Raw genomic sequence first — 14,660 nt, 5'->3', positions numbered from 1 at the left:
TCAGAATCGCAAGGTCAGTTTCAGCTGCGCGCTGCGTTCAATCACGCTGCGGCCCGGAAAGACGCCAAATTCCGGATGCGACCGATGCAACAGATTGCGTCCGATCAGTGCCAGTTCGATGTTGGGCCGCGGCTGCCACATCCACTGGCCATCCATCTCGTAATAGGCCGGCACCACCGGATGCGGCAACGCGCTGACATAGCGCAGCGTCAGATCCAGCGTGCTGCGGTCGGTCAGGTCGTGCGAGGAGCGCAGCAGCCAGTGCCGGCTGGGATCATTGGGCAGCAAGCCGAACAGGCCGGTGGCGTCGCGGCTGGCGGGCAATAGCTGCTGTTCCACGCGCTGCACCACCAGGCCGGCATTCAGGCGCCAGGCCGGCGTCGCCAGCCAGCGCCCCCATAGTTCGATGCCGCGGGTGCTGCCCTTGGCCAGGTTGTCAAAGACGTACAGCGCTGGCGCGGTCGGGCTGGGGAGAGGCTCCAGCGTGCGCAACTGGTCGTAGCGGCTGTAATACGCGGTGGCCGAATAAGACAGGCTGGCGATCGGCTGGGCGCGGTAGCCCAGCTCCAGCACGCGCGCCACCTCCGAGGCATACACGGCGCTGCCGCCCAGCAAATACACGCGCCGGCCGCCAATTCTCAGCGGCGTGCCCGGCGAGTACAGGTCGCGGTCGAAGCGCGATGGCGCACGCACCGTGCGCGCCAGGCTGCTCCACACCAGCTGGCTGGCGCTCGGGGTCCACGCAAGACGCAGGCTGGGCAGGTATTCGGCGCCGGTGTAGTGATTGTGCTCGACCTTGGCGCCGGCGGTCAGCTTGAGATCCGGGGTGATCGCGGTCTCGTTCTGGGCGAACAGGTTGGCCCAGCGCAGGTTGACGTCATCCGGCAGGAAGGCCACGCCCTGCAGGCTGGTGACCTTGTCGCGGCTCTGGCGGTAGCCGCCGCCCCAGGTCAGCACATTGCGCGCGCTCAGGCGCAGGTCATGCTGGGCCTCCAGGTCCAGTGTCGACAAGCGCTCGGCAAACTGGCCAGGCTGGTTGCGCTCGGTATGGTCAAGGATCAGTTGCAGGCGCAGATTGGCTTCAGGACCCAGTTGACGGGTGTAGCGGCCCAGCAGATTGGCGCCGGAAATGTGCACCGGCAAAGCCGTCAGCTGTCCCAGCTGGCCCTGGTAGCCGTCGCCGGACACGCTCAGGCTGCCCTCCTGCAAGGCCCAGTCGGCGCGAAAACCGGCCTGCGAGCGGCGCATGCCGGTGCGGGTGTTGACGCCGCGTGCGGTGACGGTGTCATCCAGCTGCTGATATTTGCCGTAGACGCGATACGTGCCGCCATTGGCCAGCGCCCCGCCATAGCGCGCCACGCCATTCTGGTCGCGGCTGCCGCCGGCATAGCTGAGCAGGCCGCCCTGGGTGTCGGCCGACGAGCGCGTGATGACGTTGATCACGCCATTGACCGCGTTGGCGCCCCAGATGGTGGCGCCGGGGCCGCTGATCACCTCGATACGCTCGATGTCGTCCATCACCACATCCTGCGCGTCCCAGAACACGCCGGAGAATAGCGGCGAGTAGACGCTGCGGCCATCCACCAGCACCAGCAATTTGTTGGCGAACGGGCTGTTGAAGCCGCGCGCGCTGATGGCCCAGTTGCGGGCGTCGACCTGGGCCACCTGCAGATTGGGCGCCAGTTGCAGTGCTTCCGGCAGCGACTGCGCGCCGCTGCGGCGGATGTCGCTGGCGCTGATGATGTAGATGGCGGCGGCCGTGCTGCTCAACCTTTCCTGCTGGCGCGACACGGAGGTGACGATCACGTCGCTCAACTGTTCCAGCGACATATCAGCGATGGAATCGGTCTCCGCCACGCTGGCGCGCGCCGGCGCTGTGACCAGCATCGTAGCAATCACCAATCCCCAGGAATAACTGGCGGTTCTGGCCATAAAGCCCTCGCGTTTTGTCCTGAACAGGCCTGGAACGGCTGTCCCGCCTGATGGATGTGAAAATTATAGCCACATCCGAGACACTTACCTTATGGAATTTAACAGTTTGAACAAGCTTGCAAATTGATATGCATGAAACGCAACAACCGCAGAGATCGCTCAGGCAGCGGCGTCCGGTTCGGCGTACTCCACCCGGTTGCGCCCCAACTCTTTGGCGCGGTACAGCGCCAGGTCGGCGCGGCGCACCAGTTCCAGCCCGGCCGCTGGCTGGGCCGGATCAAAGGCCGCGACGCCAAAGCTGGCAGTCACGGCCAGCGGCCCGTGCGGGCCGAGGTCAAACGGCGCCGTCGCCACAGCCATGCGCATTGCCTCCACCCGTGCGGCGCCGGCGGTCCAGTTCAGATCGGGCAGCAGCACCAGGAATTCCTCGCCGCCGTAGCGGCCCACCAGGTCATACGGCCGCACGCACTCGCCCAGGCGCCGCACCAGATCGCGCAGCACCGCGTCGCCGGCCAGGTGGCCATAGGTATCGTTGATGCGCTTGAAGTGGTCCAGATCGAGCAGACACAGCAGGAAACCGCTGCCGCCGCGCTGCGCCTTGAGGATGGCCTGCTCCATCATTTCCAGCATCGCCACCCGGTTCCAGGCCTTGGTCAGGCCGTCGCGCAGCGCCCGCTCGCGCAGGGCTTCCTGCGACAGTTCCAGCTCGCGCGTGCGCGCCTCCAGTTCGCGGGTGCGGTCGCGCACCAGGTTTTCCATCTGCGCATTGCGCAAGTGCAGCCCGCGCACCCGATAGCGGTACAGCAGCAGCAAGGCCAGCGCGGCCAGCACGCCGCACAGCAGCAGGAACCAGCGGCTCAGCCACCACGGCGGCAAAATCGTAAAGCGCAGCTCGCGCAGCGCCGACTCGCTTTGGGTATCCAGATTCAGCACCGCGTATTGCAGGCGATATGCGCCCGGCGGCAGCGCCGCGTAGCGCAGCTGCGGGATGGTGGTGGTGGTCCACTCCTGCTCCAGGCCGGCCAGCCGGTAGCGGAAACGCAAGGCGCTGCGGTGCTGGTAACTGAGACTGGCCATCTGCAACTGCAGCGCGCCGGACGACCAGGGCAATTCATCGCCGTCGCGCAGGTGCAGCGGCTTGCCGTCGCGTTCAACTGTTTCCACGATGGCGGACAGCGGGTATGGCGCGAACAAGCGTTCTGGCCGCGTCACGCGCGAGGCGCCGTTGGTGCTGGTCAGCCATAGCGAGCCGTCGGCTTCCTCGTACAGCGGACGCGGATTCAGGTCATTCCACACCAGCCCGTCGCTGCTGTCGAACTGGCGCCACTGCTGGCGGTTCCACACCACCAGGCCGACGTCGGTGCTGACCCACAGCCAGCCATGACGGTCCTCGTGCAGCGCCACCACCATCTTGTCGCGCAGCAACGGCGATGGCTGGCGGCGCTTGACCAGGTTCGTGCCCTCCACCTGCGCGTGCCACACGTCGGCGCCCTGGCTCAGCCAGACGCCGCCCTGTTTTGCGCACGTCATCACTTCCAGATCGGATTCCTGCGCGCCGCGCGCCGCATAACTGGTCCATTGCCCATCGCGCAGCCGCCACAGGCGGGCGGCGGTCAGGAACCAGAGGGTGTCATCCTCGGCCTGGCAGCTGCGGCGCGTGGTCTCGCGCAGCAGTTCGCTGTCGGCTGCCAGCCCGGAGGCGAGATGCGGGGCGCCAGCGGCGCCGGTATCGTCGATGACATACAGGCCTTCCACCGTGCTGATCCACAGCCTTCCCTGGCGATCGGCCAGCAGGTTGAAAATCATCGGCAAGGCGGCAATCTGGGTGACGCTGCCGCGGCGATCCTCGCGCATCAACGAGCCGACGTAGCTGCTGGTCCACAACTGGCCATGGCGGTCCAGCACCATGCTGTTCCACTGCTCGGCCCGATAGCCGGGCAGCGGCAGCGCGCGCGTGGCTTGCGGCGTGGGCAGCATGACCAGCCCCGAGCGCGTACCGATGCGCAGGCGGCCGGCATCGTCGCGCAGGAAGGCAAACACCTTGTCATCGGGCAGGCCCTGGGCCGTGCCCCAGTTTTCCCAGTTGTCGTAACCCATCCAGCGCACCAGGCCATGGCCGCCAGTGCCCAGCCACAGGCCCTGGTCGCGGTCGACCAGCATGGTCAGCACGCCGCTGCCGATCTTCAGGCCATTGCCGGCGCCGTACAATTCCCAGCGGCCGCCGCGCCAGCGCGCCAGGCCCTGATCGACGCTGACCAGTACGCGGTGATCGGCGTCTTCCAGCATGGTGTATTCCATGGCGGCTTTGCGCATGACGTCGCCCGGCGGGGTGCGGTCGATGAAGCGGCGGCTGCCCGGCTCCAGCACGATCACGTGGCGCAAGCCGCGCACCCACAGTGTGCCGTCGGCGGCGCGCAGGAACGTGCGCCATCGGTCGGCCGGCACGCCATCGGCGGCGGTCAGCACCGTCAGGCCGCGTGCGTCGCGCACGCACAGCATGGCGCCGCAGCCGATCCACAGGCTGCCGTCGGCATCAGGCATGAAGCTTTCGATATCGTGCAGTGCGGGCGTGGCCACCGGCTGCCCTTCGGGAAACAATGGCCGCGGCACGAACTCGCCGTTCTGCTCGACCACCTGATACAGCTCCTTGCCGCTTTGAATAAGGATGCTGCCGTCCGGCCCGTTTGCCAGCGATCGGTTAGAGTCGGCCCACATGCCCTCGCCTTTGAAGAGCACCGGCCGGAAGCGGCCCTCGGCGCCCACGTACAGTTGCTCACGGGTGCCGACCCACAGCCGCTGGCGGCGATCCACCAGCAAGGCCATCATCCCCACATCACGCAGACCCTGTTCCTGCCCGTAGCGGCGGAACTCGGCGCCGTTGTAGCGGAACAGGCCGTTCTCGGTAGCGACCCACAGGTAGCCGGTGGCGTCCTGTGCCAGCGCGCGCACCGAAAGATTGCCCAGCCCGTCGCGCTGGGTGAGGTATTCAACCGGCAGCTGTTGCGCGGAGACGCCGGCCGGCGTCATCCACATCAGCAGCGCCGCCAGCGCGGCAGAGACTAAGAGTTTGCTCAACATCTCGCTCCCATGCCCCGGGCGGCATGTTATGAGGACTCGGTCTAGCGGCGACGGCGCGCCGCCACGGTCAGGCCCAGCATGGCAGCCAGACCCGTCAGCAGCATAGCATAGCCGTCCGGCTCCGGAACCGCGCTGATGGTGACGTTGTCGAGGAAGGCGCCGCGGTTGTCGCCGCCGCGGTTCTGGAAGCTGAACTGGTACACCGCCGACACGGTCGGCTTGAAGTCGATGGTGTAGGTGGTCAGCGCGTCAGCCTGATGCATGACATAGGTGTGGTGCACATTGCCAAAGCTGACATCGACGGTATCGTTGCCCCAGTTGCGCTGGTTGCCGGCCAGGCCAAAGCTGAGGGTGTAGTCCAGACCGGCGGTCAGGCTGATGCTGTTGCTCAGCAGGCCAGCCTTCATGGTCGAACCATCGAGGTCGACATAGTGGCCATTGCCCGGCAACTCATTGTGCACAAAACCTTGGCCGTCCAGGTCGACGGTGCCGTTGCTGACGGTCCAGCCGTGCACGAACTGGGTAGCGTTGTTGGTGGTGCGGTCAGCGTCGAAATTGTCGCTGAACACGGTCACGGCCGCCTGCGACGACGCTGCCATCGCCGCCAGCACGACAGCGCTGGAAAATTTACGCAAAAACATGTATTCCCCTTTTCGAAATTAATATATGACAACTACAGTTTCACTTTAACAAGAAAATGACGACGTGGCGACCTGATTTTCAAGTCAGGATTTCCCTACAGATAATCGCGATCACGCCCTATCGGCAAGCGGCGGCGCCAGCGATAGACTGGCCGGGAGCTCAGCACATCGTCCTGCATGGAGGCAAAATGACACGTCCTTTTGATATCAAAACCCGCTTCGCCCTGCTGCTGGCCGCGTTTGCCGCCGGTTTCGTCCTGTATGGCGCGTGGTCCGTGAAGGTGTTGAGCGATGTCCGCGTCAACGGCCCCATCTATGAGCGCATCATCGAAAGCAAGGATCTGGTGGCCGACGTCCTGCCGCCGCCTGAATACATCATCGAATCCTACCTGGTGGTGCACGAGCTGCTGACCAGCGATAACCCGGCCGAACAGCAACAACTGCTGTCCCGCCTGCAGGTGCTGAAACAGGAGTTTGAAACCCGTCACCGATACTGGCAGGGCCGCCAGCTGGAGCCGGAGTTGCAGCAAGCGCTGTTGCAGCAGTCTGCCACCGCCGCGCGCGCCTTCTACGCGATGGCCGCCAGCGACTTTGTGCCGGCGATCCAGCGCCAGGATCACGCTGCCGCCGCCGCGGCCGCGCGAGGCCTGCGCACGCATTATCAGCAGCACCGGCAAGCCATCGACCGCGTGGTGCAGCTGGCCAACGCGCGTTCCGTCAAGGATGAAGCCAGCGCCGCCGAGCAACTGCTGGCATCGGGCTGGCAGATGCTGGCGATTTTCCTGCTGGCGCTGCTGTTGAGCGTGGTGGTTGCCGTGAAAATCCTGCGCACGCTGTTCCGCCAGCTGGGCGGCGAACCGGCCACGGCGGCCGCGCTGGCAGGACGTATCGCGGCCGGCAACCTGGCGGTCGGCATCCGTCTGCGGCCGGATGACAACAGCAGCCTGCTGCACGCCATGCAGGGCATGCGCAACGACCTGATACGGATTGTCTCGCGCACCCGCGACGCCACCGAAGCCATTTCCAGCGCCTCGGCGCAGATCGCCGTTGGCCATCAGGACCTGGCCGGCCGCACTTCCATCCAGGCCGGCTCGCTGGAACAGACCACCGCCACCATGCGCGAACTGACCGCTACGGTGGCGCAAAACGCCGACCGCGCCCAGCAGGCGCATGAATTGGCGGACAGCGCCGCCGCCACCGCGCAGCGCGGCGGCCAGGTGATGCAGCAGATGACGCAGACCATGGCCGCCATCGACAGCACCGCGCACCGGATCGAGGACATCATTGCCGTGATTGACGGCATTGCCTTCCAGACCAACATCCTGGCGCTGAACGCCGCCGTGGAAGCGGCCCGCGCCGGCGAGCAAGGCCGCGGCTTCGCGGTGGTGGCGTCCGAAGTGCGCAACCTGGCCCAGCGCTCGGCCGGCGCCGCGCGCGAGATCAAGGCCTTGATTGGCGACTCGCTGCTGCAGGTGAATGCCGGCAATCAGCTGGTCGAGCAGGCCGGCGCCACCATGCAGGACGTGGTGCACGGGATCGAGCAAGTGGCGGAAATCACCGGCGAGATCACCCGCGCCAGCTACACGCAGAGCAGCGACATCACCGAAATGCACCAGGCGCTGCGCAAAATGGACGCCGACACCCAGCAAAACGCCACCTTGGTCGAGCAAACCGCGGCGGCGGCCGAGTCGATGCGCACTCAGGCGGCGCAGCTGGTGGAGGTGGTCAGCATCTTCAAGCTGCATGACGTGCCCGCGCTGCCGCGCCTGCAGATCAGCGCCTGAAGTGACACACGAAGTGACTTAAGGCCTTGATTTCGCTATAATTCCCGCCTTCACACGTAAGGAATTGAGCCATGTCTCTGCTAGCCCACCAGCTTGAACTGCTGTCGCCCGCCAAAACCGCTGAAATCGGCCGCGAGGCGATTTTGCACGGCGCCGACGCCGTCTATATCGGCGGGCCGGCCTTTGGCGCGCGCCACAACGCCAGCAATTCGATCGAGGAAATCTCCAGCCTGGTGGAATTTGCGCACCGTTATCGTTCGCGCATCTTTGTCACGCTGAACACGATTTTGCACGACGCCGAGCTGGACGCCGCCCGCAAGCAGATCTGGCAGCTGTATGAGGCTGGCGTGGACGCCCTGATCGTGCAGGACATGGGCCTGCTGGAGATGGACTTGCCGCCGATCCAGCTGCACGCCAGTACCCAGTGCGACATCCGCACCGTGGAAAAGGCCAAATTCCTGGGCGACGTCGGCTTCTCGCAGCTGGTGCTGGCGCGCGAGCTGACCATAGAGCAGATCAAGAAAATCCACGCTGAAGTCGACACCCCGCTGGAATACTTCATCCACGGCGCGCTGTGCGTGGCGTACTCAGGCCAGTGCTACATCTCGCACGCCGACACCGGCCGCAGCGCCAACCGCGGCGACTGCTCGCAGGCCTGCCGCCTGCCGTACACGCTGAGCGACAGCAAGGGCCGCGTGGTGGCCTATGAAAAACACCTGCTGTCGATGAAGGACAACGACCAGAGCCGCAATCTGGAGGCGCTGGTCGACGCCGGCATCCGCTCGTTCAAGATCGAGGGCCGCTACAAGGACATGGGCTACGTGAAAAACATCACGGCCCATTACCGCCTGCTGCTGGATGAGATCATGGAGCGCCGCACGGAATTCACGCGCGCCGCCAGCGGCCGCACCAACATCCTGTTCACCCCGGACGTGGACAAGACCTTCCACCGCGGCCACACCGATTATTTCGCCAATGGCCGCCTGGACAATATCGGCGCCTTCGACAGCCCGAAATACGTCGGCGTCGAACTGGGCACCGTAATCCGCGTCGGCACCGACCATATCGACCTGAACACCAACGCCGCCATGGCGAATGGCGACGGCCTGAATTATCTGCACAAGCGCGAAACCTTCGGCATTCAGGCCAACACGGTGAAAAAGCTGGGCGAGGATGAAGAAGGCCAGCAATGGCGCGTCTTCCCGAACGAGCAGATCAGCGCCCTGCCCGGCCTCAAGGTCGGCATGACCATCATGCGCAACCGCGACCACCACTGGGAAGGCGCGCTGAACAAGAAGTCGTCCGAGCGCAAGGTCGGCCTGCATCTGACGCTGAGCGAGCACCAGGGCGGGCTGCGCCTCTCGCTGTGCGACGAGGACGGCATTCTGAGCGACACCGATGCCGCCATTGCCTACCAGCCGGCCCAGCAAGCCGAGCAGGCGGAAGCCGGCCTGCGCGCCAGCCTTGCCAAGCTGGGCAATACCATGTTTGCGGCCGATAGCGTGACGCTGCAACTGTCCAAGCCGTGGTTTGTCCCGTCCGCCGCCATCAACGCCCTGCGCCGCGATGCCATCGAAAAGCACGAAGCCGCCCGCCTGGCCGCCTGGGATCGCCCGCAACGCAAGGCTCCTGCCGAGCCGCCGGCGGTTTTCCCGGACACCCAGCTCAGCTATCTGGCCAATGTCTATAATGAAAAGGCGCGCGCCTTCTATCACAAGCACGGCGTGCAGCTGATCGCCGCCGCTTACGAGGCGCACCAGGAAGCCGGCGAAGTGCCGCTGATGATCACCAAGCACTGCCTGCGCTTCTCGTTCAATCTGTGCCCGAAACAGGCCAAGGGCGTGCAAGGCGTCCAGGGCCAGGTGCGGGCCGAGCCGATGACGCTGGTCAGCGGCGAGGAAACCTACACCCTGCGCTTCGATTGCAAGCCCTGCGAGATGCACGTGGTCGGCGCCATGAAGCCGGGCATTCTGAAATCGCCGCCGCCGTCGAATATTCCCTACAGCCCGATCACCTTCCACCGCCAGCGCCCGCGCGCTTGAACGGTTTTCATGCGCCCGGCCTCGCGCCGGGCCTGCCATCGATATACCTCTAAAGATGTGTTGCCCGGTTGACCAACTGGCTTGACATGCAACACTCCGCAAGCTATCTTCACGCATATTGCCTTATGGCAATTTCGCAGCATTCGTCTGCTTGCAGCAGTTGTGCGCTGTGAAAACTTTTTCTGTAGCAAAATGCGCGGCGCCGCGGTGATGCACCGTCGGCAACCTTTTCATTCCAGCCAAAAGCCAAGGGGATAGCATGAAGAATTTTCCATCTCGACAGAGGTCAATGGAAACGTTTCACCGATTAACCGTCACAGGGGTGCCGCTCGCCCTGAGCCTGGTGCTGGCCGCTTGCGGCGGCGGTGGTAGCGAGAATACGCCGGCGCCGCCGCAACGCGCCGCCAGCGCCATGAAGATGATGGGCGCCATGGCGGGCTCGTCGGCAGAACCGGAGGTCGCATTGACGCCAGTCGCGGCCACCTCCAGCGGTTCCGAACGCGGCGATCTGTCGGCCGCTGCCGCCATCGACCACAACCTGGCCACGCGCTGGGGCAGCCTGTTCAGCGATGACCAGTACCTGACGCTGGACTACGGCGTTTCCAAGCCGATCAACCGCGTCCACATCGAGTGGGAAAACGCGCACGCCACCCAATACCTGCTGCAGGTGTCGGACGACAACGCGACCTGGACCACCATCAAAACAGTGGACAACAGCCAGGGCGGCATCGAGGACTGGACCGGCCTGGGCGCGCAGGGCCGTTACTTGCGCATGAAGGGCGTCAAGCGCTCGACCAACTACGGCTATTCGATCTTCGAGATCCAGGCCTATTCGGGCGGCAGCGCCGCCACACCGACCGATCCGACCACGCCGACGCCGGACCCGACCCCGGTCGATACCACCAAGCCGGGCGTGCTGCTGAAGCCAGTCGCCGCCACCTCGTCGCTGGTGGAGAATCCTGCCAACTCGGCCGCCAACGCCATCGACGGCAAGACCAGCACCCGCTGGGCCAGCACGTTTGACGACGGCGCCTGGATCCAGTTCGACTTTGGCGTGAAGACCCAGGTCGGCTACATGAAACTGCTGTGGGAAAACGCCTACGGCAAGCAATACAACCTGCTGGTGTCGGACGACGGCCAGAACTTTACGCAGATCCGCACCGTGACCAACGGCCAGGGTGGCACCGAGGAGTTCTACAACCTTGGCGTGAACGCCCGCTACATCCGCCTGCAAGGCGTGGCGCGCGCGACGCAGTATGGCTATTCGCTGTTTGAGGTGGAATTCAAGACGCCGGGCAGCGACAACACGCTGGGTAGCACCACCACCTCGGCCTTCAAGTTCCCGGCCAGCGGCACGGGCTGGGCGCCCTTGCCTGCCGCCGCCGAGCCGATCGAGTCGCTGCAGTTCACGCTGGCCGACGGCACGCTGGTCACCCGCTTTGGCGCGCGCGGCCTGGCGCGCCACGGCCGCGAACGTGGCGAGGAATGGAATGAAATCGGCTACGGTCCTAACGAAACGGTGGACCCGGTCACCGGCCTGCCGGTCGATAAGGGCCCGGGCAACTACCTGACCTTTGTGCCGCAGTACTTCAAGAACCGCACCTGGGGTGTGGAGATCATCGATAACAGCAAGGTGGCCGGCGTGACCAAGCCGCAGCTGATCGTCAACCAGTACACCACGGTCGATTTCCTGAATGGCGGCGTGGCCTTCTTCCGCGCCATCGACCGGCCGGGCGTCACCGGCTACGGCTGGATGGCGCCGGGCCAGCTGGTGGACGACAGCGTCAAGGTCTGCAAACCGATCGCCTACCCGGCCAACAACAAGCTGGCCAGCGCCAACGGCATCAACAGCGCCTGCACCTTGCTGGTCAAGGATTATCCAGGCATGACGGCGCTCGATGCCAACGGTTTCCCGATCGCCGGCAAGGCGATCAACGCGCGTCCGCTGGTACAGGGCGATGTGATCGAAGTGTCGCCATCGATGTTCTCGACCACCGAGTCGATGCAGTCCAAGGGCGACAATGGCGGCATCCGTTACTACTCGTATGAGTGGGTGTACGTGGTGGGCCAGGGCCTGAAGCCATGGTATGGCGTGCAGCCGCGCCTGAACTCCGTGCCGCTGCCGGCCGAGACGCTGTCCGGCGGCATCGGTTCGGTGGGCTACAACTACTCGGACAATGCGCTGTTCATGTTCCAGCAGCCGCATACCAACATCGGCATGCAGAATATGCAGCGCTTTGTCGAGGGCCGCCGCCTGTTCCACACCAACTTCACCACCGGCGACCATAACGAACCGGGTAATGACCGTTACGATGCCGCAGTCGGTCTGCAGGGGCCGCACTTCAATCAATCGTCGTGCTTCGCCTGCCACGTGAACAATGGCCGCAGTGTGGCACCGACAGCATTGAATCAGCAGCTCGATTCGATGTCGGTGCGGGTGGCCACCACCAATGCCGCCGGCCAGCAGCTGCCGCATCCGGTGTATGGCACCACGGTGCAGATGAATGCGGTGTCCGCCACTGGCGCGCCGCAGAACTGGGGCACCGGCGTGCGTGTCGGCGGCTTTGAGACCACCAGCAAGAAGCTGGCTGACGGCACCACCGTCGAACTGCGCAAGCCCAAGCTGGCGTTTGAAGGTCCGGTGCCGGATACGGTATCGCTGCGCGCGGCCCAGCCTATCATTGGCGCCGGCCTGCTGGAAGCGGTGGCGGAGGCCGACATCCTGGCGCGCGCCACCGGCACGCCGGACGTCGATGGCGTGAAAGGCGTGGCCAACTACGTGTTCGATCCGGAGAGCGGCGCGGTGCGGCTGGGCCGCTTCGGCTGGAAGGCGTCGAAAGCGACCCTGCGCCAGCAGGCCGCATCGGCCCTGCTGCAGGATATGGCGGTGACGTCGCCGGTGTATCGCAACCGTTCGTGCAATACCGATCCTGCCGGTTGCGCTTCGGCCGCCGCGCAAAAAGGCATTACCGAGGCGGACCTGCAGTCGCTGTCGCGCTATCTGGCACTGGTGGCCGTGCCGGCGCAACGCAGCCTGGCCAGCGGCTTCCCGAAAGGCGTGGCGCCGATCGATGAGCTGAACGTGGATCCGGCCAAGGTGGCTGCGGGCGCCAAGGTGTTCACCGGCATGCGCTGCGCGGCTTGCCACACGGCGGAAATGAAGACCGGTAACGGCCACCTGTTTGCTGAACTGCGCAACCAGACCATCCGTCCGTACTCCGACCTGCTGCTGCACGATATGGGCACCGGGCTGGCCGACAAGTTTGCCGAAGGCCAGGCCAAGGGCAATATGTGGCGTACCGCGCCCCTGTGGGGCATCGGCTACACCGAGAAGGTGATGGGCAATGCCGCCAAGGTGGGCTACCTGCACGATGGCCGTGCGCGTAATCTGACCGAAGCCATCATGTGGCACGATGGCGAGGCGGCGAAATCGCGTCAGCGTTTCGAGGCGTTGTCGAAGACCGATCGTGAGGCTTTACTGGCCTTCCTCAAGTCGCTGTAAATGCAAAGCGGGCCTTCAGATTTGAAGGCCCGTTTTTTTTACTTCTTCATCTCGTCTTTTTTCATTTCGTCTTTTTTCATCTCATCCTTCTTCATCGCGTCCTTCTTGATTTCGTCTTTCTTCTTGGCCGGCTTCTTCATGGCGTCCTTGCTCATTTCATCCTTGCTCATCTCGTCCTTTTTCATGCTGTCCTGCGCGTAGACGGTGCTGGTCATCGACAGGAAAGCGGCGATCAGTGCGATAGTAATTTTCTTCATGATGGTTCCTTGGTAAATTGAAAATGAGGTTCAGCTGCCGCCGAACCAGTTATACCCCTGGTCTTCCCAGTAGCCGCCAGAGTAGGTATTGGTGACAAAAACGGCTTGTACGTGCTTGGGATTCTTGTAGCCGAGCTTAGTCGGCATGCGCAGCTTCATCGGGAAGCCGTAACGCGGCGGCAAAGGCTGGCCGTCATATGTGAGCGCCATGATGGTCTGCGGATGCAGCGCGGTGGCCATGTCGATGCTGGTGAAGTAATCATCCGCGCATTTGAAGCCGACGTACCTGGCGCTCAGGTCCGCGCCGACACGACGCAGGAAGTGCGCAAACGGCACACCGCCCCACTGCCCGATCGCGCTCCAGCCCTCCACGCAGATGTGGCGCGTGATCTGCGATTGCTGCGGCATGGCGCGCAGCTGCGCCAGGGTCCAGGGCGCGCGGTTTGCAATCAGGCCACTCAGCTCCAGCCGCCAGCTCTCGCCATCCACCACGCGGACTTCTTCCTCTTCATAGTAAGCGTTGAACGGGAAAGGCCTCGTGATCATGCTGGCCGGATAAGTCGGCGCCAGCCGCGTTGGATCGAACAGCATGGCCTGGGCGCGGTCGTTCAGGCGGGAGATGGCGCTCAATGCCTGCTCGATGCTGTCCGGGTCACTGCTGGAACAGCCGGTCAGCAGACTAAGGCCGCCCAGGGTCAGGCTGCGCTGCAGGAAGGCGCGGCGCGAAGGCTGGGCAACACGGGCGATGGCATCCTTGAGCATCAAATCGCCATCGTTGGGCAAGATCATTTTCATTTCTGTTTTCCGGTTAACATGGCCAGCAGTGTGCGTGGCACCAGCGCCACCATCACCACGTGCACAAGAATGAAGGCGCACAGCCCCGCCATGGCAAAGAAGTGCACGTAACGCGCGCCTTCATAGCCGCCCAACAGTTCACGCAGCAAGGGAAACTGCACCGACTTCCACAGCACCAGCCCGGACAACACCAGCAGCACGCTGTCGAGCATGACGAACAGGTAGGCCATGCGCTGCACGCTGTTGTAATGACGCGGGTCGGCATGCGACAGCCGGCCGCGCAGCGCGGCGCCGATATCCGCCCATAGCTGGCGCGGCGCAATGGGCAGGAACTGACGGCGCAAGCGGCCGGACAGCAGATTCACCACCAGGTAGAACAGCCCATTTGCCGTCAGGACCCACATCGCCGCGAAATGCCATTGCAGGGCGCCGCCGAGCCAACCGCCCAGCGTGATATCGCGCGGGATGGTAAAGCCGAGGAAGCCGGTGGCGTTGTAGATGCGCCAGCCGCTGGCGATCAGCAGCAGCACGGCCATGGCGTTGAGCCAATGCGTGCAGCGCAGCCAGAACGCATGGACCGGTTTTGACTTGTCGGCGCGAGTCGTCATATCATGCTCACGCGAGTTTGA

General features: G+C 64.3%; 9 protein-coding genes. 3 read left to right on the top strand and 6 right to left on the bottom strand.

Going from position 1 to position 14,660, the window contains the following annotated elements:
* The 3 genes from ABDW57_RS25220 to ABDW57_RS25210 all read right to left on the bottom strand — a co-directional run bounded on the left by ABDW57_RS25220 (position 1) and on the right by ABDW57_RS25210 (position 5,651).
* A complete protein-coding gene (locus tag ABDW57_RS25220) occupies positions 1-1,932 on the bottom strand; it encodes a TonB-dependent receptor (protein WP_343732893.1) in 1,932 nt (643 codons plus the stop codon).
* A gap of 159 nt (positions 1,933-2,091) precedes the next feature.
* Positions 2,092-5,010 (bottom strand): diguanylate cyclase, encoded by a 2,919-nt coding sequence (locus ABDW57_RS25215; RefSeq protein ID WP_343732892.1) that lies wholly within the window; start codon positions 5,008-5,010, stop codon positions 2,092-2,094.
* Between the two features lie 41 nt (positions 5,011-5,051).
* Positions 5,052-5,651 carry a DUF642 domain-containing protein gene (locus tag ABDW57_RS25210; protein ID WP_343732891.1) on the bottom strand — a complete coding sequence of 200 codons (600 nt, stop codon included), beginning with the start codon at positions 5,649-5,651 and terminating at the stop codon, positions 5,052-5,054.
* Between the two features lie 188 nt (positions 5,652-5,839).
* On the opposite strand from ABDW57_RS25210, the gene ABDW57_RS25205 reads away from it, so the two are divergent.
* The 3 genes from ABDW57_RS25205 to ABDW57_RS25195 all read left to right on the top strand — a co-directional run bounded on the left by ABDW57_RS25205 (position 5,840) and on the right by ABDW57_RS25195 (position 12,979).
* Complete coding sequence (locus tag ABDW57_RS25205; protein ID WP_343732890.1) at positions 5,840-7,435, top strand: methyl-accepting chemotaxis protein; 1,596 nt, start codon at positions 5,840-5,842, stop codon at positions 7,433-7,435.
* A gap of 71 nt (positions 7,436-7,506) precedes the next feature.
* On the top strand, positions 7,507-9,477 hold the full coding sequence (locus ABDW57_RS25200; RefSeq protein WP_343732889.1) for a U32 family peptidase: 1,971 nt from the start codon (positions 7,507-7,509) through the stop codon (positions 9,475-9,477).
* Between the two features lie 289 nt (positions 9,478-9,766).
* Complete coding sequence (locus ABDW57_RS25195; protein ID WP_343732888.1) at positions 9,767-12,979, top strand: di-heme oxidoredictase family protein; 3,213 nt, start codon at positions 9,767-9,769, stop codon at positions 12,977-12,979.
* Positions 12,980-13,017: 38 nt separating this feature from the next.
* Here the strand turns inward: ABDW57_RS25195 and ABDW57_RS25190 are convergent, their stop codons facing one another.
* From ABDW57_RS25190 to ABDW57_RS25180, 3 genes are read right to left on the bottom strand one after another with little or no spacing between them, the layout of a single operon-like run.
* A complete protein-coding gene (locus ABDW57_RS25190; RefSeq protein ID WP_343732887.1) occupies positions 13,018-13,236 on the bottom strand; it encodes a pentapeptide MXKDX repeat protein in 219 nt (72 codons plus the stop codon).
* A 30-nt stretch (positions 13,237-13,266) separates the two neighbouring features.
* Positions 13,267-14,031, bottom strand: a complete 765-nt coding sequence (locus ABDW57_RS25185; protein WP_343732886.1) for a molybdopterin-dependent oxidoreductase — start codon at positions 14,029-14,031, stop codon at positions 13,267-13,269.
* Entirely contained in the window at positions 14,028-14,639 is a 612-nt protein-coding gene (locus tag ABDW57_RS25180; RefSeq protein ID WP_343732885.1) for a cytochrome b/b6 domain-containing protein, read from the bottom strand. The genes ABDW57_RS25185 and ABDW57_RS25180 overlap by 4 nt, the downstream gene beginning before the upstream one ends.
* Positions 14,640-14,660: the final 21 nt, after the last annotated feature.

Origin of the sequence: Duganella sp., from assembly GCF_039595735.1 — a bacterium.
Lineage (GTDB): Bacteria > Pseudomonadota > Gammaproteobacteria > Burkholderiales > Burkholderiaceae_D > Rugamonas.
Note: the sequence above shows the minus strand (reverse complement) of the source record. Positions and strands in the feature narration are given on the sequence as shown.

Coding starts and splice junctions, on each gene's coding strand:
- ABDW57_RS25200 (WP_343732889.1), top strand. CDS start 7,507: ATGTCTCTGCTAGCCCACCAGCTTGAACTGCTGTCGCCCGCCAAAACC.
- ABDW57_RS25220 (WP_343732893.1), bottom strand. CDS start 1,932: ATGGCCAGAACCGCCAGTTATTCCTGGGGATTGGTGATTGCTACGATG.
- ABDW57_RS25195 (WP_343732888.1), top strand. CDS start 9,767: ATGGAAACGTTTCACCGATTAACCGTCACAGGGGTGCCGCTCGCCCTG.
- ABDW57_RS25185 (WP_343732886.1), bottom strand. CDS start 14,031: ATGAAAATGATCTTGCCCAACGATGGCGATTTGATGCTCAAGGATGCC.
- ABDW57_RS25190 (WP_343732887.1), bottom strand. CDS start 13,236: ATGAAGAAAATTACTATCGCACTGATCGCCGCTTTCCTGTCGATGACC.
- ABDW57_RS25205 (WP_343732890.1), top strand. CDS start 5,840: ATGACACGTCCTTTTGATATCAAAACCCGCTTCGCCCTGCTGCTGGCC.
- ABDW57_RS25215 (WP_343732892.1), bottom strand. CDS start 5,010: ATGTTGAGCAAACTCTTAGTCTCTGCCGCGCTGGCGGCGCTGCTGATG.
- ABDW57_RS25210 (WP_343732891.1), bottom strand. CDS start 5,651: ATGTTTTTGCGTAAATTTTCCAGCGCTGTCGTGCTGGCGGCGATGGCA.
- ABDW57_RS25180 (WP_343732885.1), bottom strand. CDS start 14,639: ATGACGACTCGCGCCGACAAGTCAAAACCGGTCCATGCGTTCTGGCTG.